17 protein-coding genes, 2 tRNA genes, 3 rRNA genes and 1 riboswitch are annotated in these 24233 nt (G+C 51.8%); of the genes, 15 read left to right on the forward strand and 7 right to left on the reverse strand.

From position 1 onward, the window contains the following. Position 1: 1 nt before the first annotated feature. The 5 genes from thiS to rsd all read right to left on the reverse strand — a co-directional run bounded on the left by thiS (position 2) and on the right by rsd (position 4393). Entirely contained in the window at positions 2–202 is a 201-nt protein-coding gene (thiS, locus tag CKQ54_RS04880; RefSeq protein WP_120164016.1) for a sulfur carrier protein ThiS, read from the reverse strand. After that, positions 199–948, reverse strand: a complete 750-nt coding sequence (locus tag CKQ54_RS04885; RefSeq protein ID WP_120164015.1) for a HesA/MoeB/ThiF family protein — start codon at positions 946–948, stop codon at positions 199–201. Before CKQ54_RS04885 ends, thiS begins: the two co-directional genes overlap by 4 nt. Then, entirely contained in the window at positions 941–1594 is a 654-nt protein-coding gene (gene thiE / locus CKQ54_RS04890; RefSeq protein WP_120164014.1) for a thiamine phosphate synthase, read from the reverse strand. The genes CKQ54_RS04885 and thiE overlap by 8 nt, the downstream gene beginning before the upstream one ends. Next, a complete protein-coding gene (gene thiC / locus CKQ54_RS04895) occupies positions 1591–3543 on the reverse strand; it encodes a phosphomethylpyrimidine synthase ThiC (protein WP_120164013.1) in 1953 nt (650 codons plus the stop codon). The genes thiE and thiC overlap by 4 nt, the downstream gene beginning before the upstream one ends. A 122-nt stretch (positions 3544–3665) precedes the next feature. Continuing rightward, a riboswitch (TPP riboswitch) is annotated at positions 3666–3792 on the reverse strand. Between the two features lie 85 nt (positions 3793–3877). Continuing rightward, on the reverse strand, positions 3878–4393 hold the full coding sequence (gene rsd, locus CKQ54_RS04900; RefSeq protein ID WP_112288552.1) for a sigma D regulator: 516 nt from the start codon (positions 4391–4393) through the stop codon (positions 3878–3880). Positions 4394–4491: 98 nt separating this feature from the next. Between rsd and nudC the strand changes: the two genes are divergently transcribed. The 6 genes from nudC to CKQ54_RS04930 all read left to right on the forward strand — a co-directional run bounded on the left by nudC (position 4492) and on the right by CKQ54_RS04930 (position 8933). Further along, entirely contained in the window at positions 4492–5277 is a 786-nt protein-coding gene (gene nudC, locus CKQ54_RS04905; RefSeq protein WP_112288553.1) for an NAD(+) diphosphatase, read from the forward strand. Positions 5278–5348: 71 nt separating this feature from the next. Next, complete coding sequence (hemE, locus tag CKQ54_RS04910) at positions 5349–6413, forward strand: uroporphyrinogen decarboxylase (protein WP_120164012.1); 1065 nt, start codon at positions 5349–5351, stop codon at positions 6411–6413. 9 nt (positions 6414–6422) lie between these two features. Beyond that, complete coding sequence (nfi, locus tag CKQ54_RS04915; RefSeq protein ID WP_120164011.1) at positions 6423–7103, forward strand: deoxyribonuclease V; 681 nt, start codon at positions 6423–6425, stop codon at positions 7101–7103. A 70-nt stretch (positions 7104–7173) separates the two neighbouring features. After that, positions 7174–7764 carry a YjaG family protein gene (locus CKQ54_RS04920; protein ID WP_095924297.1) on the forward strand — a complete coding sequence of 197 codons (591 nt, stop codon included), beginning with the start codon at positions 7174–7176 and terminating at the stop codon, positions 7762–7764. Positions 7765–7955: 191 nt separating this feature from the next. Then, positions 7956–8228 (forward strand): nucleoid-associated protein HU-alpha, encoded by a 273-nt coding sequence (hupA, locus tag CKQ54_RS04925; protein WP_013577396.1) that lies wholly within the window; start codon positions 7956–7958, stop codon positions 8226–8228. 51 nt (positions 8229–8279) lie between these two features. After that, entirely contained in the window at positions 8280–8933 is a 654-nt protein-coding gene (locus CKQ54_RS04930; RefSeq protein WP_425272802.1) for a DUF1481 domain-containing protein, read from the forward strand. A gap of 65 nt (positions 8934–8998) precedes the next feature. Here CKQ54_RS04930 and purD read toward each other — a convergent pair whose 3' ends face one another. Together purD and purH are read right to left on the reverse strand one after the other, a co-directional pair. Beyond that, complete coding sequence (gene purD / locus CKQ54_RS04935; protein ID WP_120164010.1) at positions 8999–10288, reverse strand: phosphoribosylamine--glycine ligase; 1290 nt, start codon at positions 10286–10288, stop codon at positions 8999–9001. Between the two features lie 45 nt (positions 10289–10333). Next, positions 10334–11923 carry a bifunctional phosphoribosylaminoimidazolecarboxamide formyltransferase/IMP cyclohydrolase gene (gene purH, locus CKQ54_RS04940; protein ID WP_113878329.1) on the reverse strand — a complete coding sequence of 530 codons (1590 nt, stop codon included), beginning with the start codon at positions 11921–11923 and terminating at the stop codon, positions 10334–10336. A 713-nt stretch (positions 11924–12636) separates the two neighbouring features. Here purH and CKQ54_RS04945 point away from each other — a divergent pair. From CKQ54_RS04945 to aceK, 9 genes are all read left to right on the forward strand, one after another. Next, positions 12637–14179, forward strand: a 16S ribosomal RNA gene (locus CKQ54_RS04945). A gap of 71 nt (positions 14180–14250) precedes the next feature. Continuing rightward, positions 14251–14327 (forward strand) — tRNA-Ile (locus tag CKQ54_RS04950). 137 nt (positions 14328–14464) lie between these two features. After that, positions 14465–14540 (forward strand) — tRNA-Ala (locus tag CKQ54_RS04955). Between the two features lie 209 nt (positions 14541–14749). Further along, a 23S ribosomal RNA gene (locus CKQ54_RS04960) occupies positions 14750–17658 on the forward strand. 124 nt (positions 17659–17782) lie between these two features. Further along, positions 17783–17898 (forward strand): 5S ribosomal RNA (gene rrf / locus CKQ54_RS04965). Together the 16S, 23S and 5S rRNA genes with 2 tRNA genes alongside form the textbook arrangement of a ribosomal RNA operon. Positions 17899–18190: 292 nt before the next feature. After that, complete coding sequence (gene metA / locus CKQ54_RS04970) at positions 18191–19120, forward strand: homoserine O-acetyltransferase MetA (protein WP_113876657.1); 930 nt, start codon at positions 18191–18193, stop codon at positions 19118–19120. A gap of 374 nt (positions 19121–19494) precedes the next feature. Further along, a complete protein-coding gene (gene aceB, locus CKQ54_RS04975; RefSeq protein ID WP_120163855.1) occupies positions 19495–21093 on the forward strand; it encodes a malate synthase A in 1599 nt (532 codons plus the stop codon). Positions 21094–21133: 40 nt separating this feature from the next. Continuing rightward, positions 21134–22456, forward strand: a complete 1323-nt coding sequence (gene aceA / locus CKQ54_RS04980; protein WP_113876659.1) for an isocitrate lyase — start codon at positions 21134–21136, stop codon at positions 22454–22456. A gap of 54 nt (positions 22457–22510) precedes the next feature. Beyond that, positions 22511–24223, forward strand: a complete 1713-nt coding sequence (gene aceK, locus CKQ54_RS04985; RefSeq protein ID WP_120163854.1) for a bifunctional isocitrate dehydrogenase kinase/phosphatase — start codon at positions 22511–22513, stop codon at positions 24221–24223. Positions 24224–24233: the final 10 nt, after the last annotated feature.

Here is a 24233-nt window from a genome sequence, read left to right on the forward strand (position 1 = left end):
GTCAGCCTCCGGCTATCGCCTGAAAGAGCAAAATCTCATCACCGTCTTCCAGCAAGTGAGCAGGCCAGTTATCACGGGGAATAATGACCTGATTAACTGCCAGCGCGCTGCCTGCTGGCTTTAACGCCAGTTCATCGAGCAGGGCAAGTAACGTGAGCGGTTGACTGAAGTGGTGAGATTCATCATTAACCAGAATGTTCACGCGTGGCCTCCGCAGACGGCACAGCTTGACGATCGCGTGAGTTGCAGCGAACGCCAGTTTTGTGTTTTTCCGTCGAACAGCCGCAGTTTGCCGCTCAGAACCGAAGGCAGACCTGCCAGAATTTTCAGTGCTTCGAGTGCCTGTAATATGCCGATGGTGCCCACAACTGGCCCGAGTACGCCGGATGTCCGGCAATCACGTTGCACGGTTTCCTGATCCGGATACAAACAGGCATAACAGCCGTGAGTGTAGGGGGCTTCAATTACCAGAAGCTGCCCACTGAATCCGACGGCACTGCCGCTGATTAACGTTTTACCGGCATCCACGCAGGCTTTATTGACCGCGTGTCTGGTTTCCATGTTGTCGCTGCAATCCAAAACGATATCAGCATCTGATATGGCACGGGTTAAAGCTTCTCCCGACAGTCGTTCCGTGATCGCCACGGCTTCGCAAAGCGGATTCAGGCGCAGCAGCTCACGCTTTGCCAGAGCGGCTTTGGGCTGATCGAGATCCGCTGTGCGGTAGAGAATTTGCCGCTGAAGATTAGTGATGTGCAATTGATCGTCATCGGCCAGAATCAGCGTGCCGACGCCCGCAGCCGCCAGATACAGGGCTGCGGGAGAGCCGAGACCGCCAAGACCTACGATCAGCACTTTTGCCGCCTGTAACTTTTCCTGCGCCTGCGGGCCGAATTCTTCCAGCATCAGCTGGCGGCTGTAACGCATAAATGCCGCGTCGTTAAGCATCTTCCGGCACCTTGCTGGCGCATAAAGCCAGCAGTTCGGCGGTAGCGGCACGCCAGTCCGCTGCCTGCGTAATGGCGCTGACCACGGCAATGCTGCCGACGCCGCAATCGAGAACCGACGGCGCGCGTTCAATGCTGATCCCGCCAATAGCTACCGTCGGGAATCTTCCGTCGAGTTGCTTAATATGTCGGGAAAGTTCTTCCAGACCCTGGGGGGCTGACGGCATGTCCTTGGTCTGCGTCGGGAAGATATGTCCGAGTGCGATATATGAAGGATTCACGGCGACAGCGCGCGCCATTTCTGTATCGTCATGGGTGGAAACGCCCAGTCGTAAACCTGCCTGACGGATTACCGCAAGATCGGCAGTATCCAGATCTTCCTGACCCAGATGCACGCCATAAGCCTGATGTTTTACCGCCAGACGCCAGTAATCGTTGATGAATAACCGCGCCTGATATTTTTTCCCTAGTGCGATGGCCTCGATTATTGCTGGCTCGACTTCTTCATCGGGTAAATCTTTTACACGCAGTTGCAGCGTTTTAACCCCTGCTTCCAGCAGGCGGGCGATCCATTCCACAGTATCAACGACCGGATATAAACCGAGGTGAAAAGGAACGGCAGGAAAGGGCTGAGCGGACTGATTCATTTGTTGATCTCCGTGGCAGGGTGATAAAGCTCGCTGCCGCGTGAACGGAATTCGGCCGACATTTGCGCCATGCCGGATTCAACGAGTTCTATTGGCTGGGCTTTGGCTTCCAGCGCGGCGGCGTAATCGCGAACTTCCTGAGTGATTTTCATTGAGCAGAATTTCGGACCGCACATCGAGCAGAAGTGAGCAACTTTGCCGGATTCCTGCGGCAGCGTTTCATCGTGGTAAGCGCGGGCAGTGGCCGGATCCAGAGCCAGATTGAACTGGTCTTCCCAGCGGAATTCAAAACGCGCTTTGGACATGGCGTTATCGCGGATTTGCGCACCCGGATGACCTTTGGCTAAATCGGCGGCGTGTGCTGCGATTTTGTAGGTAATCAAACCCTGCTTAACGTCTTCTTTGTTCGGCAGGCCGAGATGCTCTTTTGGCGTGACATAACACAGCATGGCGCAGCCAAACCATCCAATCATCGCCGCACCAATACCGGAGGTGAAGTGGTCGTAACCCGGCGCGATATCAGTGGTCAGCGGGCCGAGTGTATAGAACGGCGCTTCGTGGCAGTGTTCAAGTTCTTCGGTCATGTTGCGTCGGATCATCTGCATCGGCACATGCCCGGGACCTTCGATCATCACCTGCACATCGTATTCCCAGGCAATTTTGGTCAGTTCGCCCAGCGTGCGTAATTCAGCGAATTGTGCTTCGTCATTGGCATCCTGAATTGAGCCCGGACGTAAGCCGTCGCCCAATGAAAGGGAGACATCGTAGGCGGCGCAGATTTCGCAAATTTCACGAAAATGCTCAAACAGGAAACTTTCGCGATGATGTGACAGACACCATTTCGCCATAATCGAACCACCACGCGACACAATGCCGGTCAGACGTTTGGCCGTCATCGGCACGTAACGCAGCAAGACACCGGCATGAATGGTGAAGTAATCGACGCCTTGCTCGGCCTGTTCCAGCAGGGTATCGCGGAACATTTCCCAGTTCAGGTCTTCGGCCACGCCGTTCACTTTTTCCAGCGCCTGATAAATCGGCACCGTGCCGATCGGCACCGGGCTGTTACGCAGGATCCATTCGCGGGTTTCATGAATATAACGGCCGGTGGAGAGATCCATCACGGTGTCTGCGCCCCAGCGCGTTGACCACACCAGCTTCTCGACTTCTTCTTCGATGGATGATGTCACCGCTGAGTTGCCGATATTAGCGTTCACTTTCACCAGGAAATTACGCCCGATGATCATCGGCTCTGATTCAGGATGGTTGATGTTAGCAGGAATAATCGCACGCCCGGCGGCGACCTCCTGACGCACAAACTCTGCGGTGATATTGGCAGGCAAATGCGCGCCAAAGCTTTCACCGGGGTGTTGCTGGCGCAAAATCTCACCACGGATCCGCTCGCGGCCCATGTTTTCGCGAATGGCGATGAACTCCATTTCCGGGGTAATCGTGCCTTTGCGTGCGTAATGCAGTTGCGTAACATTTTTGCCAGACATGGCTTTACGCGGACGCGGCAGATGTTCGAAGCGCAGATGATCCAGCCCTTCGTCCGCCAGCCGTTGCTGGGTAAAGCCGGAGCTGACCTGTGGGAGTTCCTCCGTGTCCGCACGCTCTTTTATCCAGCGGGCACGTAATTTTTCCAGACCGGTGTGCACGTCGATAACTGCTGACGGATCCCCGTAAGGTCCGGCGGTGTCATAAACAGGGATGGCTTCGTTTTCTTCGAACTTCGGATTATCTTTGCCACCGCCGACCAGTGTCGGGCTGAGCTGGATTTCACGCATCGGCACGCGAATATCTTTGCGGTCACCTTCAAGATAAATACGGCGGGAATTGGGGAAGGCTTCGCCCTGCAAACTGTCGATAAACGACTGAGCCTGCGCACGTTGTTCACGGCGATTAGACGCTTTCTTTTCGGAAATAACGGGTTTCTGGGTACTCGACATAGCAAATTCCTCGCAAAAAAACGTGATGGAAAATTGCTTGTCTGGAGGTTTACGGCAGGAGTAAAAATGGGCGGTGCAGCACAGGCGGCCTGATGCAGGCGAATGCCAGAGTGAGCTGAACGCATAACATTACTCTTGTTCCCTTCGCGGGTACTAACCCGATCAGGTTCCGCGGATCCCGAATTAACGGTCTCAGCCTGGCGTAATCTTCGCGAGAAAATTATGCGCTAGGCACTCCGACAAGAAGCCTCAATATAGGAGGCGTTTTTTGAAACTACAACTAAAACTACAATTAAAACCACAAACAGGTGCAGAGTTTTAATGTGACAAAGCGTTAAGCCGGTCTGGCGAGATGTTCTTCATTTGCAGGGGGTTTTTCTTCATGATTGCTGCGGTCAAATGCCAGAATAATCAATTGATCTTCCAGCTGAAAACGCGCATCCAACGCTTCACCTACATCGGATAATGCATAATGAAATGCGAAAGCATTGTCATCATCAATATCATTTTCAGTGTAACTATCATGGAAAGCCATGATAGCTTCAGTGTTCAGCTCCAGTGCAGGGTATATTTTCGCAGCCTGCAATTTTATCGGACTGTTCGCACCTTCGACTTCATCAATGATCCGCTGATACAGATGGAAATGACCGGCAGAAAGATAGTCCACCAGGTTATGGCAAAAGTTATCCAGCGCTTTTTCGTTGAGAGGGGTATGTTTTTCTTTATTGGGTTTCAGGCCGACCAAAGTGCAGTACGAAACCAGCAGCTCTTTGCGCGCGTGCAGCCATTGATCCACTAACTCATTACTGCCACCAACGCGTTGGGTCAGTCTTTCCAGACGATTTAGCATGGTTGACTCCGTGAGCGATAAAAAAGTAACTAAAAGTTACTAATATGTGAATATCTTACTCAGATTGTCAGTCCCGACGAGGTTATGCAACAACAATTATGGAATTACAGATTACTGAGCAACATAACGGCTGGTGGGTTATCAGCCAGGAAGGCAAGCTGTGGCTGCCTGAGGGCGAACTGCCGTTTGGCAGCGCCGCACAATATTCTCTGACCGGTAAAACGGCGCGTCAGATTGGTGAATGGCAGGGTGAACCTGTCTGGCTGGTCCGTCAGACAATGCCAAATCATATGGTTTCTGCCCGTCAGCTGCTGGATCAGGATCGCGGATTATTCCAGCTGGTCGGGCGCGGCGTGCAGCTGTCAGAATTTTATCGTTCTCATAAGTTCTGCGGATACTGCGGGCATGAAATGCACGTCAGTAAGACCGAGTGGGCCGCACTTTGCGGGAATTGCCGCGAACGCTATTACCCGCAGATTGCGCCCTGCATCATTGTAGCAATCCGCAAAGGTGATGAGATTTTGCTGGCGCAGCACGTCCGTCATCGTAATGGCATTCACACGGTTCTGGCTGGCTTTGTTGAAGTCGGTGAAACACTGGAAGAAACCGTGGCTCGCGAGGTCATGGAAGAAAGTAATATCCGCGTGAAGAATGTCCGTTACGTCAGTTCCCAACCGTGGCCGTTCCCCAATTCGCTGATGATGGCATTTATGGCGGATTACGACAGCGGCGATATTAAACACGACCCGAAAGAGCTGCTTAACGCTGACTGGTACCGCTTTGACCAGCTGCCACAGCTGCCACCGCCCGGCACGATTGCCCGTCGTCTGATTGAAGACACAGTTGCGCAGTGCCGCGCAGAAAGCGAAGACGACGAGGTCTAGCGTCAGTTTTGCGTGATAGAATGCCGTCATATGATTGTCGGGCGGCCCGAATATTGAAGGAAAGAGCAAGAATGAATGAGTTGAAAAACGACCGTTACCTGCGTGCTTTGTTACGTCAGCCAGTGGACATTACACCGGTGTGGATGATGCGTCAGGCTGGCCGTTATTTGCCGGAGTACAAAGAAACCCGCGCTGAAGCCGGCGATTTTATGTCGCTGTGTAAGAATGCCGAACTGGCTTGTGAGGTGACTTTACAGCCGCTTCGTCGCTATCCGCTGGATGCAGCGATCCTGTTCTCCGACATCCTGACCATTCCTGATGCGATGGGGCTGGGGCTGTATTTCGAAGCCGGTGAAGGCCCGCGTTTTTCTTCGCCACTGACCAATCGTGCTGATGTCGAAAAGCTGCCGGTTCCGGATCCTGAAATGGAGCTGGGCTATGTGATGAACGCCGTGCGTACCATCCGTAAAAACCTGAAAGGTGAAGTGCCGCTTATCGGTTTCTCCGGTAGCCCGTGGACTCTGGCGACGTATATGATTGAAGGCGGTAGCAGCAAAGCCTTTACCAAAATTAAAAAAATGATGTACGCCGATCCGTCTACCTTGCACCTGTTGCTGGATAAAGTGGCCGACAGCGTCATTCTTTACCTTAATGCTCAGATTAAAGCGGGCGCGCAGTCGGTGATGATTTTTGACACCTGGGGCGGCGTGCTGACACCTCGCGATTACCGTGAGTTCTCTCTTAACTACATGCACAAAATCGTCGATGTCCTGATTCGTGAAAACGAAGGCCGCCGTGTGCCGGTGACCTTGTTTACCAAAGGCGGAGGCCAGTGGCTGGAAGCGATGGCGGCAACGGGTTGTGACGCGCTGGGTCTGGACTGGACCACCGATATTGCTGAAGCGCGCCGTCGGGTTGGCGACAAAGTGGCGATTCAGGGCAACATGGATCCTTCCATGCTTTACGCCTCACCGGTGCGGATTGAGCAGGAAGTGGAAACCATTCTGGCTGGTTTCGGCAAAGGTAATGGCCATGTGTTTAATCTTGGCCACGGTATCCACCAGGACGTTCCGCCAGAAAATGCGGGAGCTTTTGTGGAAGCGGTACACAGCCTGTCCCGCCAGTATCACGAGTAACATGGCATTATGATCGACACGCGCGCGTTACGTGAAGAGCAACGGATCCTCGCAGATCAGATTGAACTGCAGGATCCGCCTGAATTCACCACACCGTCGTTGATCGCCGGTGTGGATGTCGGGTTTGAGCAGGGCGGTGAAGTCACCCGCGCGGCGGTCGCTGTTCTGAGTTATCCAACTTTGGAGCTGGTCGAATACCAGATAGCCCGCATTCCGACCGTCATGCCCTACATTCCTGGTTTCCTTTCTTTCCGTGAGCTCCCCGCACTTTTACAAGCCTGGCAGCAAATCTCATCGCACCCTGATCTGGTTCTGGTTGACGGGCAGGGGATCGCGCATCCGCGGCGGCTCGGTGTCGCCAGTCATTTTGGCCTGATGATTGACGTGCCGACCATTGGTGTGGCGAAAAGCCGTTTATGCGGGCAGTTCCTGCCGTTAGGTGAAGCGCTACACAGCAGTCAGGGGCTGTATGAAGGCGATGAACAGATTGGCTGGGTGTGGCGAAGCAAGCTACGCTGTAATCCATTGTTCATCTCGCCTGGTAATCGGATCAGCATGGATTCTTCTCTTTATTGGGTGGAACAATGCATGCGGCAATATCGGCTGCCGGAACCGACCCGTTGGGCGGATGCCGTGGCATCAAACCGGGCGTCGTTTCAACGCTGGCAACGCTTGAGTGATGATCTTTAGGAATCAAGGAATAGGGATATTGATTTATTTCAGGTAAACTCCCGCGCAGAAAAGTTAACGAGATCAACTCATGTTACGTAATCCAATTCATTTACGTCTCGAAAAGCTGGAAAGTTGGCAACACGTGACGTTTATGGCGAGCTTGTGCGAACGCATGTACCCGAACTATCAGGCATTTTGCCTGGAAACCGGGTTTGGCGAAGCACAGCTTTACCGTCGTATCCTGGACTTAATCTGGGAAACGCTGGTGGTAAAAGACGCCAAGGTCAATTTTGACTCACAGCTCGAAAAACTGGAGGAAGCGGTGCCTTCTTCCGATGATTACGATCTCTACGGGGTTTATCCGGCGATTGATGCGTGTATTGCATTAGGCGAACTGATTCATTCGCGTCTAAGCGGCGAAACGTTGTCTCATGCCATTGCGGTGAGTGAGACGTCAATTCGTACTGTCGCGATGCTGGAAATGACTCAGGCAGGTAAAGAAATGACCGATGAAGAACTCAAGGTCATCCCTGCCGTTGAAGAAGAATGGGACATCCAATGGGAGATTTTTCGCCTGTTGGCTGACTGTGAAGAGCGTGACCTGGAATTAATAAAAGGGTTACGTTCTGACCTGCGTGAAGCCGCTGTCAGTAACATCGGCATAAATTTAGCGCAATAAGGCAAGAAAACGTGATTTAACGCCTGATTTGTCGTGCCTTAAGGCTTCACATCCGCACCCTGTCTGGTCTACATTTGGGGTGCGTAAAAAAAAGTGGCTATCGGTGCGTGTATGCAGGAGGGTGCTGTCAATCGGCATATCCGTCGCACTCGATGCTTTGCAAACGATAAACACACTGTAAAGGATAACTTATGAACAAGACTCAACTGATTGATGTAATTGCGGACAAAGCTGATCTTTCCAAAGCACAGGCCAAAGTTGCTCTTGAATCTACTCTGTCTGCTATTACCGAGTCTCTGAAAGAAGGTGATGCTGTACAATTGGTTGGTTTCGGGACTTTCAAGGTAAATCATCGTAACGAGCGTACTGGTCGTAACCCACAGACTGGTAAAGAAATCAAAATCGCAGCTGCAAACGTGCCTGCGTTCGTTTCTGGTAAAGCTCTGAAAGACGCTGTTAAGTAATTGCTTGCAGTGAAAAGAATAAGCGGAGGGGTTTTTAGGCCCCTTCAGTTTATCACCCCCAGGTTGGTAGCAGGTTTACTGGTGCTCGGTCTGGTGGGTTGTAGTTCTGATAAAGGTTCTGAGTTATTCTTTGCCAGCGGTTATGTTGCTGATCAGGGAATCAACCGGCTCTGGCGTGAAGATACCGCCCAGCACGAGCCTCAAACCATTCTCAACGTCTATAGCCCCTATTTCGGCGGCGATACGATCATCACCCGATACGAATTCCAGCAGGGGCAATTGCACCTGATTAAAGAAACTCATGCCACCAAAACGGATTTGGGCGTCATGCTGCGTTTTGACGAGGGTGGCAATGTCAGCTTTATGCAGCGACAGCTCCCGGAGCGTCGGGAAAAATTATCCTCTGATGAAATCGAACGCTATAAATATGAAGCGTCAAAAATCCTCGACCTGAGCAATGCGCTGCAGGCAGGGAATGTCCGCCTGGTTCAGGCTCGCTGGCGCAAAGGCATCATAACGACCTGCGCAGGTGAACAAGTGACGCCGGCGCTCACTGTCCGTTCACAGGTCTGGCTGGCGAAACGAGCCAGTCGCAGTAATGATAATCTGGGGCTAGCCTGGCTGACGGCACCGCAGGGCAACGAGCTGTTGCTGGTCGCCAATGAAGATTTCTGTAAATGGGAACCGAAAGAGTCTGACCTCTGATCCCGTTTTGATAAAAGAAAAGGCACGCCGAAGCGTGCCTTTGTTGATCGTCGGGACGGAAAAAATTACTGATTACGTTCGCGGTCGATAGCGCGATAACCGATGTCTTTGCGGCAAAAGCTGCCTTCCCAGTGAATATCTTTTGCTAAATCATAAGCGCGTGCCTGAGCCGCTTCCACGGTTTTGCCTAACGCAGTCACACACAATACGCGGCCGCCATTCGTTACCACACGTTCATCCTGCAAGCGGGTTCCGGCCTGGAAGACTTTGCCATCTGGCGCTTCTTCCAGCGGCAGACCGTGGATAACGTCTCCGGTTTTGTAATCGGCAGGATAGCCACCCGCGGCGAGCACGACACCCAGCGACGGGCGCGGATCCCACTCTGATGTTTTATCGCCCAGACGACCTTCAGCACCGGCGAGGCAAAGATCCACAAGATCTGAACGCAGACGCAACATGATCGGCTGAGTCTCCGGATCGCCGAAACGGCAGTTGAACTCGATCACTTTTGGCTGCCCGTCAGCTGAGATCATCAGACCTGCATACAGGAAACCGGTATAAGTGTTGTTTTCTGCCGCCATCCCACGAACGGTCGGCCAGATAACCTGATCCATGACGCGCTGATGAATTTCATCGGTCACTACCGGCGCCGGAGAATAAGCGCCCATGCCGCCGGTATTCGGGCCGCTGTCGCCGTCACCCACGCGTTTGTGATCCTGACTGGTCGCCATCGGCAGCACATTGGTGCCGTCGACCATAACGATGAAACTGGCTTCTTCGCCGTCGAGGAATTCTTCAATAACAATGCGATGGCCTGCATCGCCGAAAGCATTGCCTGCCAGCATGTCGTGAACGGCGTCTTCCGCTTCTTTCAACGTCATCGCAACAATGACGCCTTTACCTGCTGCCAGACCATCAGCTTTGATGACTATCGGCGCGCCTTTGCTGCGCAGATAAGCCAGCGCAGCTTCGATTTCAGTGAAGTTCTGATAATCAGCGCTTGGAATGTTATGTCGAGCCAGGAAATCCTTAGTGAAAGCTTTAGAACCTTCCAGCTGCGCTGCTTCCTGCGTCGGGCCAAAGATTTTCAGACCGGCTGCGCGGAAAGCATCCACCACACCAATTACCAGTGGCGCTTCAGGGCCAACGATGGTCAGGTCAATATCATGACTTTTGGCGAAAGCCAGCAAACCGGCGATGTCAGTGGCGGCGATGTCCACATTTTCCAGCAACGGCTCCAGCGCGGTACCGGCATTGCCAGGCGCAACAAAGACTTTATCAGCCAGAGGTGACTGCGATGCCTTCCATGCCAGTGCATGTTCACGCCCGCCGTTACCGATAATTAAAATATTCATTCGAAGACTCCGGTGAGCGGGCGCATCGCACCCGCTAAAAGAAAATTAATGACGGAAGTGGCGCATGTCGGTGAACAGCATCGCAATGCCGTGTTCGTTTGCCGCGGCGATCACTTCATCGTCACGGATAGAACCGCCAGGCTGAATAACGCAGGTGATGCCTACTGCTGCTGCTGCATCGATGCCGTCGCGGAACGGGAAGAAAGCATCAGAAGCCATGACAGAACCGGCGACTTCCAGACCTTCGTCGGCGGCTTTAATACCGGCAATTTTAGCGGAGTAAACGCGGCTCATCTGGCCAGCGCCGATACCGATGGTCATTTTGTCACGTGCATACACAATGGCGTTGGATTTCACGAATTTTGCGACTTTCCAGCAGAACAGCGCATCTGTGAGTTCCTGCTCCGTCGGCTGGCGCTCTGAAACCACACGCAGATCAGCCGCATCAACCATACCCAAATCGCGATCCTGAACCAGCAGGCCGCCATTAACACGTTTGAAGTCCAGTGCTTTCTGACGATCTTCCCATTGCCCGCAGGTCAGTACGCGAACGTTTTGTTTGGCTGCGGTCAGGGCCAGAGCTTCGGCACTGACAGATGGCGCAATGATCACTTCAACAAACTGACGGCTGATGATGGCTTTTGCTGTTTCGGCATCCAGTTCACGGTTGAAGGCAATAATGCCGCCGAAAGCGGATGTCGGGTCAGTCTGATAGGCGCGCTCGTAAGCGGCCAGAATGCTGTCACCGATGGCCACGCCGCAAGGATTGGCATGTTTAACGATGACGCAGGCCGGTTCAGCAAATTCTTTCACACATTCCAGTGCGGCATCGGTATCCGCAATGTTGTTATAAGAAAGCGCCTTGCCCTGAAGCTGGGTAGAAGTGGCAACCGAAGCCTCGCTGACGTTCTCTTCTATATAGAAGGCCGCGTTCTGATGGCTGTTTTCGCCATAACGCATATCTTGTTTCTTTATATAGTTAAGATTCAGTGTGCGCGGGAACTGTCCGGAAGCGGATTCGGTATCGCCGTGATAAGCCGGCACCATGGTGCCGAAGTAGTTGGCAATCATGCCGTCATAAGAGGCCGTGTGCTCGAAAGCTTTGATCGCCAGATTGAAACGGGTCGCCAGCGTCAGCGAGCTGCTGTTGGAATCCATCTCTTCTATAATAGAAGCGTAGTCGCTGCTCTTCACCACGATGGCGACGTCTTTGTGGTTCTTCGCCGCCGAGCGAACCATTGTCGGGCCACCGATATCAATGTTTTCTACTGCATCTTCCAGTGAACAGTCCGGGCGAGCGACGGTTTGTGCGAACGGATAAAGGTTAACGACCACCATGTCGATTGGCGCAATAGAATGCTGCGCCATAATTTCATCATCTTTCCCGCGACGACCGAGAATGCCGCCGTGAACTTTCGGGTGCAGAGTTTTGACGCGTCCATCCATCATTTCCGGAAAACCGGTGTAGTCAGACACTTCAGTGACTGGCAGGCCGGCTTTAGCCAACAGACTGGCAGTTCCGCCAGTGGAAAGTAATTCAACGCCACGCGAAGACAGGGCCTGGGCGAATTCTACGATACCGGCTTTGTCAGAAACACTGAGCAGGGCGCGGCGGATTGGACGAGATTGTTGCATGGTGGTTGTATCCTTGGCTTTGGAGTCGCAGTAAAGAGCGTTATCGGAGTTCAGTGACGCTTTTCTTCTCTCCTTCTCTTTATATAGAGAAAATTATTGAGAGCAATTTGCAGAAAACGCGGGACTGAGCTCGGATAACTCCCCTCCGGCAACCGGTATTTCATTATTACCCATAAAGGGCTGCGAAAACTGACGCGCGAAATTGTAGCGAAAACGATTGCGCGACGCTCGCAAAATTTGAGATTCCTGCTCCCCTGTGGATAAATCTGTGTAAAACACGGTATAAGCAGTGTGTTTGCTGTGTAATGCAGCAAACAGTGATTTTTCTTAAAATTAGCCCTTGCGGCCTGCTGAGAACTCCCTATAATGCCGCTCCATCGACAGGGAACAACGTGAACAACATCACGAAGTAACCGGGTCGGAAAGATTAAAAACAGCGGCAATCGGATGAAATAAACGGTTGACACTGAATGAGGAAAGCGTAATATACGCCACCTCGAGTTAGCAAGCGAAAGCGCGTAACTCACTGCTCTTTAACAATTTATCAGACAATCTGTGTGGGCACTCACAAGACGATATCAGCCACTTCGGTGGCAAAATATTTATTGACAGCAATGTCAAGTCTTAGAGTGACCAAGCAGTAATTCATTTAGTTGAATTATTACGAAGTAATCTCTGAGCACCGCTTAACTTGTTTAAGCAAATCGAACTTTTAATTGAAGAGTTTGATCATGGCTCAGATTGAACGCTGGCGGCAGGCCTAACACATGCAAGTCGAGCGGCAGCGGGAAGTAGCTTGCTACTTTGCCGGCGAGCGGCGGACGGGTGAGTAATGTCTGGGAAACTGCCTGATGGAGGGGGATAACTACTGGAAACGGTAGCTAATACCGCATGACCTCGCAAGAGCAAAGTGGGGGACCTTCGGGCCTCACGCCATCGGATGTGCCCAGGTGGGATTAGCTAGTAGGTGAGGTAATGGCTCACCTAGGCGACGATCCCTAGCTGGTCTGAGAGGATGACCAGCCACACTGGAACTGAGACACGGTCCAGACTCCTACGGGAGGCAGCAGTGGGGAATATTGCACAATGGGCGCAAGCCTGATGCAGCCATGCCGCGTGTGTGAAGAAGGCCTTAGGGTTGTAAAGCACTTTCAGCGAGGAGGAAGGGTTCAGTGTTAATAGCACTGTACATTGACGTTACTCGCAGAAGAAGCACCGGCTAACTCCGTGCCAGCAGCCGCGGTAATACGGAGGGTGCAAGCGTTAATCGGAATTACTGGGCGTAAAGCGCACGCAGGCGGTTTGTTAAGTCAGATGTGAAATCCCCGAGCTTAACTTGGGAACTGCATTTGAAACTGGCAAGCTAGAGTCTTGTAGAGGGGGGTAGAATTCCAGGTGTAGCGGTGAAATGCGTAGAGATCTGGAGGAATACCGGTGGCGAAGGCGGCCCCCTGGACAAAGACTGACGCTCAGGTGCGAAAGCGTGGGGAGCAAACAGGATTAGATACCCTGGTAGTCCACGCTGTAAACGATGTCGACTTGGAGGTTGTGCCCTTGAGGCGTGGCTTCCGGAGCTAACGCGTTAAGTCGACCGCCTGGGGAGTACGGCCGCAAGGTTAAAACTCAAATGAATTGACGGGGGCCCGCACAAGCGGTGGAGCATGTGGTTTAATTCGATGCAACGCGAAGAACCTTACCTACTCTTGACATCCAGAGAATTCGCTAGAGATAGCTTAGTGCCTTCGGGAACTCTGAGACAGGTGCTGCATGGCTGTCGTCAGCTCGTGTTGTGAAATGTTGGGTTAAGTCCCGCAACGAGCGCAACCCTTATCCTTTGTTGCCAGCACGTAATGGTGGGAACTCAAAGGAGACTGCCGGTGATAAACCGGAGGAAGGTGGGGATGACGTCAAGTCATCATGGCCCTTACGAGTAGGGCTACACACGTGCTACAATGGCATATACAAAGAGAAGCAAACTCGCGAGAGCAAGCGGACCTCATAAAGTATGTCGTAGTCCGGATTGGAGTCTGCAACTCGACTCCATGAAGTCGGAATCGCTAGTAATCGTAGATCAGAATGCTACGGTGAATACGTTCCCGGGCCTTGTACACACCGCCCGTCACACCATGGGAGTGGGTTGCAAAAGAAGTAGGTAGCTTAACCTTCGGGAGGGCGCTTACCACTTTGTGATTCATGACTGGGGTGAAGTCGTAACAAGGTAACCGTAGGGGAACCTGCGGTTGGATCACCTCCTTACCTCAAGATACGCATTGTGCAGTGTCCACACAGATTGTCTGATAGAAAGTAACGAGCAGAAATACCTTAATAGGCTTGTAGCTCAGGTGGTTAGAGCGCACCCCTGATAAGGGTGAGGTCGGTGGTTCAAGTCCACTCAGGCCTACCAATTCGTCCTCATGCTGCGTTGTCGTCACACTCGTTTGCACTTGCAAACGTCGTATGAACTCCGCCTTGCCTGAGAACAAATTGGCTAACTCATCTTGCTGGTGTGTTAGTGATTAAGGTATCTGTAAGTGACTGTATGGGGCTATAGCTCAGCTGGGAGAGCGCCTGCCTTGCACGCAGGAGGTCAGCGGTTCGATCCCGCTTAGCTCCACCATTACCGTACAGCCCCTAAATAATACTTCAGAGTGTATTGGAAACAGTATACTGCGAAGTATTTTGCTCTTTAACAATCTGGAACAAGCTGAAAATTGAAAGTTTACAGCTGAACATCACTCTCCGTAGAAGTACTGAGTGGTGGATTAGTCTGTAACAGAGTCTCTCAAATAATCGCAGCGCGACGGTGGAAACACCTTCGGGTTGTGAGGTTAAGCGACTAAGCGTACACGGTGGATGCCTAGGCAGTCAGAGGCGATGAAGGGCGTGCTAATCTGCGAAAAGCGTCGGTAAGGTGATATGAACCGTTATACCCGACGATACCCGAATGGGGAAACCCAGTGTGTTTCGACACATTATCATTACATGAATACATAGTGTAATGAGGCGAACCGGGGGAACTGAAACATCTAAGTACCCCGAGGAAAAGAAATCAACCGAGATTCCCCCAGTAGCGGCGAGCGAACGGGGAAGAGCCCAGAACCAGAATCAGCGTATGTGTTAGTGGAAGCGTCTGGAAAGTCGCACAGTATAGGGTGATAGTCCCGTACACAAAAATGCATACGTTGTGAGTTCGATGAGTAGGGCGGGACACGTGACATCCTGTCTGAATATGGGGGGACCATCCTCCAAGGCTAAATACTCCTGACTGACCGATAGTGAACCAGTACCGTGAGGGAAAGGCGAAAAGAACCCCGGCGAGGGGAGTGAAATAGAACCTGAAACCGTGTACGTACAAGCAGTGGGAGCCTACTTTGTTGGGTGACTGCGTACCTTTTGTATAATGGGTCAGCGACTTATATTTTGTAGCAAGGTTAACCGAATAGGGGAGCCGTAGGGAAACCGAGTCTTAACTGGGCGTCAAGTTGCAAGGTATAGACCCGAAACCCGGTGATCTAGCCATGGGCAGGTTGAAGGTTGGGTAACACTAACTGGAGGACCGAACCGACTAATGTTGAAAAATTAGCGGATGACTTGTGGCTGGGGGTGAAAGGCCAATCAAACCGGGAGATAGCTGGTTCTCCCCGAAAGCTATTTAGGTAGCGCCTCGTGAACTCATCTTCGGGGGTAGAGCACTGTTTCGACTAGGGGGCCATCCCGGCTTACCAACTCGATGCAAACTACGAATACCGAAGAATGTTATCACGGGAGACACACGGCGGGTGCTAACGTCCGTCGTGAAGAGGGAAACAACCCAGACCGCCAGCTAAGGTCCCAAAGTCATGGTTAAGTGGGAAACGATGTGGGAAGGCATAGACAGCCAGGATGTTGGCTTAGAAGCAGCCATCATTTAAAGAAAGCGTAATAGCTCACTGGTCGAGTCGGCCTGCGCGGAAGATGTAACGGGGCTAAACCATGCACCGAAGCTGCGGCAGCGACGCTTATGCGTTGTTGGGTAGGGGAGCGTTCTGTAAGCCGTCGAAGGTGAACTGTGAGGTTTGCTGGAGGTATCAGAAGTGCGAATGCTGACATAAGTAACGATAATGCGGGTGAAAAACCCGCACGCCGGAAGACCAAGGGTTCCTGTCCAACGTTAATCGGGGCAGGGTGAGTCGACCCCTAAGGCGAGGCTGAAAAGCGTAGTCGATGGGAAGCTGGTTAATATTCCAGCACTTGGTGTTACTGCGAAGGGGGGACGGAGAAGGCTAGGCTAGCCGGGCGACGGTTGTCCCGGTTCAAGCGTGTAGGGGGTGTGATTTGGTAAATCCGGTCGCATATCAACCCTGAGGCGTGATAACGAGCCACTACGGTGGTGAAGTAGTTGATGCCAAGCTTCCAGGAAAAGCCTCTAAGCTCCAGGTAACACGAAATCGTACCCCAAACCGACACAGGTGGTCAGGTAGAGAATACTCAGGCGCTTGAGAGAACTCGGGTGAAGGAACTAGGCAAAATGGTGCCGTAACTTCGGGAGAAGGCACGCTGGCGCGTAGGTGAAGGGACTTGCTCCCGGAGCTGAAGCCAGTCGAAGATACCAGCTGGCTGCAACTGTTTAATAAAAACACAGCACTGTGCAAACACGAAAGTGGACGTATACGGTGTGACGCCTGCCCGGTGCCGGAAGGTTAATTGATGGGGTTATCCGCAAGGAGAAGCTCTTGATCGAAGCCCCGGTAAACGGCGGCCGTAACTATAACGGTCCTAAGGTAGCGAAATTCCTTGTCGGGTAAGTTCCGACCTGCACGAATGGCGTAATGATGGCCAGGCTGTCTCCACCCGAGACTCAGTGAAATTGAACTCGCTGTGAAGATGCAGTGTACCCGCGGCAAGACGGAAAGACCCCGTGAACCTTTACTATAGCTTGACACTGAACATTGAGCCTTGATGTGTAGGATAGGTGGGAGGCTTTGAAGCGTGGACGCCAGTCTGCGTGGAGCCAACCTTGAAATACCACCCTTTAATGTTTGATGTTCTAACTCGGCCCCGTGATCCGGGGTGAGGACAGTGTCTGGTGGGTAGTTTGACTGGGGCGGTCTCCTCCTAAAGAGTAACGGAGGAGCACGAAGGTTAGCTAATCACGGTCGGACATCGTGAGGTTAGTGCAATGGCATAAGCTAGCTTGACTGCGAGAGTGACGGCTCGAGCAGGTACGAAAGTAGGTCATAGTGATCCGGTGGTTCTGAATGGAAGGGCCATCGCTCAACGGATAAAAGGTACTCCGGGGATAACAGGCTGATACCGCCCAAGAGTTCATATCGACGGCGGTGTTTGGCACCTCGATGTCGGCTCATCACATCCTGGGGCTGAAGTAGGTCCCAAGGGTATGGCTGTTCGCCATTTAAAGTGGTACGCGAGCTGGGTTTAGAACGTCGTGAGACAGTTCGGTCCCTATCTGCCGTGGGCGTTGGAAGATTGAGAGGGGCTGCTCCTAGTACGAGAGGACCGGAGTGGACGCATCACTGGTGTTCGGGTTGTCATGCCAATGGCATTGCCCGGTAGCTAAATGCGGAAAAGATAAGCGCTGAAAGCATCTAAGCGCGAAACTTGCCTCGAGATGAGTCTTCCCTGTGGCTTTAAGCCACCTGAAGGGACGTTTAAGACTAAGACGTTGATAGGCTGGGTGTGTAAGTGCAGCGATGCATTGAGCTAACCAGTACTAATGACCCGAGAGGCTTAACCTTACAACACCAAAGGTGTTTTTAGAGACTTGAAGTAGATTTTCAGCTGATTGTTCCGAGATTGGTTCGTATGGCGGAGTGGGATGAGAAATCATGGCACGATGCGGTAGGAATAAAACAGAATTTGCCTGGCGGCAGTAGCGCGGTGGTCCCACCTGACCCCATGCCGAACTCAGAAGTGAAACGCCGTAGCGCCGATGGTAGTGTGGGGTCTCCCCATGCGAGAGTAGGGAACTGCCAGGCATCAAATAAGTGGAAAGCCCTGTACTGACGTACAGGGCTTTTTGCTATGGGGAATTTGGATTTTATTGTTCAATATTTGTTCGAAAATCGTAAGTGTTTACTCGTTTGACGCCTGTTTCTTATCGCATCTTTCCCTTCATTTCCCGTTCTTTATAACCAGATCCTCTAAATTAATAACTGAAGCTGAAACATTTTCACTTACCACTTGCAAGCTCGACATCTTAAACAAAACCCGTTATCTTCGGCTATCTAGAAGTCTAAACGTATAAATGGATGCAGTGAGGAAGTTGTTATGCCGATCCGGGTTCCAGATGAACTACCAGCCGTGAATTTCCTGCGCAATGAGAACGTCTTTGTCATGACGTCATCACGTGCGAAAACCCAGGAGATCCGTCCTCTTAAGGTGCTGGTTCTCAACCTGATGCCGAAGAAAATTGAGACCGAAAATCAGTTTTTACGGCTGCTTTCAAACTCGCCTCTTCAGATTGATGTACAGCTGCTGCGCATCGATAGCCGTGAGTCTAAAAACACCCCCGCAGAGCATCTGAACAACTTCTATTGCGACTTTGAAGACATTCAACATGACAACTATGACGGTCTGATCGTCACCGGTGCGCCTCTGGGATTGGTCGACTTTTGCGATGTGGCCTACTGGCCGGAAATTGAGCGTGTCATTCACTGGGCGAAAGAGCATGTAACATCGACGCTATTTGTCTGCTGGGCGGTTCAGGCTGCACTGAATGTACTTTACGGTCTGCCTAAAATGACGCGTGAAGCCAAGCTCTCAGGGGTGTACCCGCATCAGACGCTGCAACCTCTGGCGTTACTGACCCGCGGTTTTGATGAAAGCTTCCTCGCTCCGCATTCTCGTTATGCAGATTTCCCCGCTGATGTGCTTCGTCAGCATACGGATCTGGATATATTCGCGGAATCTGAAGAGGCGGGGGCGTATCTCTTTGCGACGAAAGATAAGCGTATGGCCTTCGTGACGGGACATCCTGAATATGATGCAGGAACGCTGGCCGGAGAGTATCTGCGCGACGTCTCAGCGGGCTTATCTCCGGAAATGCCTTACAACTACTTCCCGCAGGATAACGCCGAACTTTCACCGAAGGCGACCTGGCGGAGTCACGGTCACCTGTTGTTCACTAACTGGTTGAATTATTACGTTTATCAGATCACGCCGTTTGACCTGCGTCAGATGAATCCAACCCTCGAGTAATCCCTTATTCACGTTTTCAGCAGACGATCTTGCCGGTCGTCTGTTCATCCTCTTTTTATCCCTGCGATCCTTTTCTCTGGTCCCTTCCTGTTCTTCGTACTCTTCCTTCGATCGAAATTCATTACCATTTTATGAAAAAATAATTTACGCATATCTCATTGATTAAAAATAAGTCTTTTTATATTTAAAAATAAAATGGAAATCGTTTTTGATTTTATGGAATTCCTGATTACGCTTAAATCTATCGGGCAATAAATGACCAGAGGAAAATTGCCTCAGAAATATGAGTGCATCTCCGGTGTATTTCCAACCGTAAAAGTGTCTGTTCAGTGAAGCGGTCTGGCAGATTAAGCAGATAATTCAGGAGAAAAGCGATGTCAGAGCAAATTACACGCAGTCAGCTTGGCTTTACGCGTCGTTTTGGCGAGAACGAAGCGCAAATTCTGACCCAAGAGGCCGTGGAGTTTTTGTCCGAGCTGGTCGTGCATTTTACCCCGCAGCGTAACCGCTTACTGGCTGACCGTATTGCCGTGCAGCAGAATATAGATCAGGGGGCATTGCCTGATTTTATTTCGGAAACCACTTCCATTAAAAATTCAGACTGGAAAATACTCGGGATCCCGGCTGATTTGCTGGACCGCCGCGTAGAGATCACCGGTCCTGTTGAACGCAAGATGGTAATCAATGCGCTCAATGCCAATGTGAAAGTTTTTATGGCGGATTTTGAGGATTCTCTGGCTCCGGACTGGCAGAAAGTCATCGAAGGGCAAATCAACTTACGCGACGCGGTGAACGGGACGATCAGCTACACCAATGAATCCGGGAAAATTTATCAGCTCAAGCCCGATCCGGCCATCCTGATTTGCCGTGTCCGTGGGCTGCATTTACCCGAAAAGCATGTGACCTGGCAGGGCGAAGCTATTCCCGGCTCGCTGTTCGATTTTGCTTTGTATTTCTTCCACAACTACCGCGCTTTGCTGGAAAAAGGCAGTGGCCCTTATTTCTACCTGCCAAAAATGCAGTCTTATCATGAAGCTGACTGGTGGAACCAGGTCTTCAGTTTTGCCGAAGACTATGCCGGATTATCTCGCGGTACGATTAAAGCGACGGTACTGATTGAAACCCTGCCTGCTGTTTTCCAGATGGATGAAATCCTTTATCACCTGCGGGATCATATTGTCGGCCTGAATTGTGGTCGCTGGGATTACATCTTCAGCTATATCAAAACACTGAAGAATCATGCTGACCGCGTATTACCCGATCGCCAGTCCGTGACCATGACTCAGCCTTTCCTCAGTGCTTACTCGCGTCTGCTGATTAAAACTTGTCACCGCCGTGGCGCATTTGCGATGGGTGGCATGGCGGCCTTTATTCCCAGCAAAGACGTTAAGCGCAATGAATGGGTGCTGAACAAAGTCCGGACAGATAAAGAGCTGGAAGCGAATAACGGACATGATGGTACCTGGATCGCACACCCCGGGCTGGCTGACACCGTGCTTGAAGTGTTTGACAAAGCGCTGGGCAACCGTTCAAACCAGCTGGATGTCTTGCGGGAAGAAGATGATCAAATTACCGCCGGACAATTGCTCGAACCTTGTTCCGGCGAACGCACCGAAGAAGGTATGCGCGCCAATATCCGCGTCGCAGTGCAATACATTGAGGCCTGGATTTCCGGTAATGGCTGCGTGCCGATTTACGGATTGATGGAAGATGCCGCCACCGCTGAAATCTCCCGGACATCTATCTGGCAGTGGATCCACCATGGCAAGTCGTTAAATGACGGCCAGCCGGTCACGAAACCGCTGTTCCGCCGCATGCTCAATGAGGAAATGCTGGTCATTCAGCAGGAGTTGGGCGAACAGCGTTTCAGCGCAGGTCGCTTCACACAAGCCGCGGCACTGATGGAAAAAATCACCACACAGGATGAGTTAATCGACTTCCTGACCCTGCCGGGCTATCAGCTGCTGGCCTGACTCTTCTTACCCTACATAAAAAAAGACCGGAGCATTTGCCATGAAAACGACCCGTACTCAGCAAATTCAGCAGCTTGAAGAAACCTGGAACCAGCCGCGCTGGAAAAATATCACGCGACCTTACACGGCGGCAGAGGTGATCAGCCTGCGTGGCTCAGTAAACCCTGAATGTACATTGGCTCAGCACGGTGCGGCACGTCTGTGGAATTTACTGCATGGCGCTTCGCGTAAAGGCTATGTGAATTGCCTCGGTGCTCTGACCGGCGGGCAGGCATTACAGCAGGCGAAAGCGGGGATTGAAGCCATTTATCTGTCCGGGTGGCAGGTGGCTGCCGATGCTAATACGGCTTCCAGTATGTATCCGGATCAGTCGTTGTATCCGGTGAATTCGGTGCCTGAAGTGGTGGCGCGGATTAACAATACTTTCCGCCGTGCTGATCAGATCCAGTGGGCGAATAACATTGAACCCGGTCAGCCCGGTTATACCGACTATTTTCTGCCGATTGTGGCCGATGCTGAAGCCGGTTTTGGTGGCGTACTCAATGCGTTTGAACTGATGAAATCCATGGTTGAAGCCGGTGCTGCAGCCGTTCATTTTGAAGATCAGCTCGCTGCTGTTAAAAAGTGCGGGCATATGGGCGGAAAAGTTCTGGTGCCAACACAGGAAGCGGTACAGAAACTGGTTTCCGCGCGTCTTGCCGCCGATGTTCTCGGGGTGCCGACGTTGCTGGTGGCGCGCACCGATGCAGATGCCGCAGATTTACTGACATCCGATTGTGACCCGTATGACAGCCAGTTTATTACCGGCGAAAGAACGCATGAAGGTTTCTACAGAACGCATGCGGGTATTGAACAGGCTATCAGCCGGGGGCTGGCTTATGCGCCATACGCTGACGTGGTGTGGTGTGAAACATCTACGCCAGATTTGAAACTGGCTCAGCGTTTTGCCGAGGCCATTCATGCCAAATTCCCGGGCAAACTGCTGGCCTACAACTGTTCGCCATCGTTTAACTGGAAGAAGAATCTCGACGATAAAACCATCGCCAGTTTCCAGGATCAGCTGGCCGCGATGGGCTATCAGTACCAGTTCATCACGCTGGCGGGCATTCACAGCATGTGGTTCAACATGTTCGATCTGGCTCATGCCTACGCACAGGGCGAAGGGATGAAGCACTATGTCGACAAAGTGCAGGAACCTGAATTCGCTGCCATCAGCCGTGGCTACACTTTCGCTTCCCATCAGCAGGAAGTCGGAACGGGCTATTTCGACAAGGTCACCACCATCATTCAGGGCGGGCGCTCCTCGGTGACCGCGCTGACCGGTTCCACCGAAGAACAGCAATTCTCATCCACATCGCACTGACTCTCTTTCTGGCCCGGCGAAATCCGGGCCTTTTTCTCTTTTGGAGCTGCCACTATGCGTATAGAACTGTTGATTGCACAGACTATTTTGCAGGGATTCGACGCACAGTACGGCCGCTTTCTGGAGGTGACATCGGGGGCGCAGCAACGTTTTGAAAATGCCAACTGGCCAGCGGTACAGGCGGCGATGAAGCAGCGTATTCATTTGTATGATCACCATGTCGGACTGGTGGTTGCCCAGCTTAAATGCATCACCGGTCAGCACTTTTATGATGCCGCATTCCTGATCCGCATAAAGGAATGTTACTCCGAATTACTGCCTGATTATCCCCGGGCTGAAATCGCCGAAAGCTTTTTTAATTCAGTTTATTGCCGGATCTTCAAACATCGTGATCTGACGGCAGATAAGCTTTTTATTTTCAGCGAGCAGCCTGTCAGAAAACCACAAAATTGTTCCCGTCCCTTGTCACGTGAGTATCCGGTGCAGGGCAATCTGATAGCCGCATTATCAAAGGTGCTTGATGACCTGCCGGTACGTTTACCGTGGGAAGAGGCGAACCGCGATGTTGATTATATTGCTACGGCATTGCAGCAACGCTTTTCCGCTGAGTGGCTGGCGGATGCTGATATTGAGATCGCCACAGAGCTTTTTTATCGCAATAAGGCCACGTGGATTATCGGGAAAATCAGGGCAGGGTCGCAGGTATTCCCGCTGCTGTTGCCGGTACATCTCAATCATCAGAATCAGTTGTTTGTGGATACCTGTCTTACTGAAGGTAATGATGCCAGCATCGTTTTCGGGTTTGCGCGCTCTTATTTCATGGTGTACGCCCCACAACCCGGCGCGCTGGTTGAATGGTTGCGTGAGATATTACCGGCGAAAACCACTGCTGAACTTTACAGCGCCATCGGCTGCCAGAAGCATGCAAAAACTGAGTGTTACCGCGAGCACTTACGCTTTATGGCGCAGACCGACGAGTCTTTTATTATTGCGCCGGGTGTCAAAGGCATGGTTATGCTGGTCTTTACTTTGCCCGGCAGTGACCGGGTGTTCAAAGTCATCAAAGACAATTTTGCGCCGCAAAAAGAAGTGACCGAAGCACAGGTCATGGCCTGCTATCAGTTAGTGAAAGAGCATGACCGCGTAGGGCGGATGGCCGATACGCAGGAGTTCGAGCATTTTGTTCTGCCGAAGAAAAATATTAGTCCTGAGCTGATGACTGAATTACAGCGAGAAGTGCCGGCTAAAATTGAAGATCTGGGTGACAGCATTGCGCTTCATCATCTGTATATAGAACGGCGTATGACGCCGCTGAATTTATATCTGGAGCAGGCCAGTGATGCGCAGCTTCATGATGTAATAGAGGAATATGGCAATGCAATCAAGCAGCTGGCCGCGGCGAATATCTTTCCAGGTGATATGTTGTTTAAGAATTTTGGCGTGACCCGTCATGGTCGTGTGGTGTTTTATGACTACGACGAAATCTGCTACATGACCGAAGTGAATTTCCGCGACATTCCAGCAGCACGTTATCCTGAAGATGAACTGGCCAGCGAACCCTGGTACAGCATTGCGCCCGGTGATGTTTTCCCGGAAGAATTCCGGCATTTCCTGTGCAGTGACAAGCGTCTTGGTCAGATTTTTGAGTCGCTGCACGACGACCTGTTCAGCGCCGGTTACTGGCGCGGTTTACAGCAGCGTATCAGCGAAGGGCATGTGGAAGATGTGTTTGCTTATCGCCGTTCTCAGCGCTTTAGCCGCCGCTAAAGCGCGTAAT

Source organism: Rahnella variigena (genome assembly GCF_003610915.1).
Taxonomy (GTDB): domain Bacteria; phylum Pseudomonadota; class Gammaproteobacteria; order Enterobacterales; family Enterobacteriaceae; genus Rahnella; species Rahnella variigena.

Excerpts from the sequence above, each read along its gene's own strand:
- CKQ54_RS04885 (WP_120164015.1), bottom strand. The coding sequence starts at position 948 with ATGCTTAACGACGCGGCATTTATGCGTTACAGCCGCCAGCTGATGCTG.
- thiE (WP_120164014.1), bottom strand. The coding sequence starts at position 1,594 with ATGAATCAGTCCGCTCAGCCCTTTCCTGCCGTTCCTTTTCACCTCGGT.
- thiC (WP_120164013.1), bottom strand. The coding sequence starts at position 3,543 with ATGTCGAGTACCCAGAAACCCGTTATTTCCGAAAAGAAAGCGTCTAAT.
- rsd (WP_112288552.1), bottom strand. The coding sequence starts at position 4,393 with ATGCTAAATCGTCTGGAAAGACTGACCCAACGCGTTGGTGGCAGTAAT.
- nudC (WP_112288553.1), top strand. The coding sequence starts at position 4,492 with ATGGAATTACAGATTACTGAGCAACATAACGGCTGGTGGGTTATCAGC.
- hemE (WP_120164012.1), top strand. The coding sequence starts at position 5,349 with ATGAATGAGTTGAAAAACGACCGTTACCTGCGTGCTTTGTTACGTCAG.
- nfi (WP_120164011.1), top strand. The coding sequence starts at position 6,423 with ATGATCGACACGCGCGCGTTACGTGAAGAGCAACGGATCCTCGCAGAT.
- CKQ54_RS04920 (WP_095924297.1), top strand. The coding sequence starts at position 7,174 with ATGTTACGTAATCCAATTCATTTACGTCTCGAAAAGCTGGAAAGTTGG.
- hupA (WP_013577396.1), top strand. The coding sequence starts at position 7,956 with ATGAACAAGACTCAACTGATTGATGTAATTGCGGACAAAGCTGATCTT.
- purD (WP_120164010.1), bottom strand. The coding sequence starts at position 10,288 with ATGAATATTTTAATTATCGGTAACGGCGGGCGTGAACATGCACTGGCA.
- purH (WP_113878329.1), bottom strand. The coding sequence starts at position 11,923 with ATGCAACAATCTCGTCCAATCCGCCGCGCCCTGCTCAGTGTTTCTGAC.
- metA (WP_113876657.1), top strand. The coding sequence starts at position 18,191 with ATGCCGATCCGGGTTCCAGATGAACTACCAGCCGTGAATTTCCTGCGC.
- aceB (WP_120163855.1), top strand. The coding sequence starts at position 19,495 with ATGTCAGAGCAAATTACACGCAGTCAGCTTGGCTTTACGCGTCGTTTT.
- aceA (WP_113876659.1), top strand. The coding sequence starts at position 21,134 with ATGAAAACGACCCGTACTCAGCAAATTCAGCAGCTTGAAGAAACCTGG.
- aceK (WP_120163854.1), top strand. The coding sequence starts at position 22,511 with ATGCGTATAGAACTGTTGATTGCACAGACTATTTTGCAGGGATTCGAC.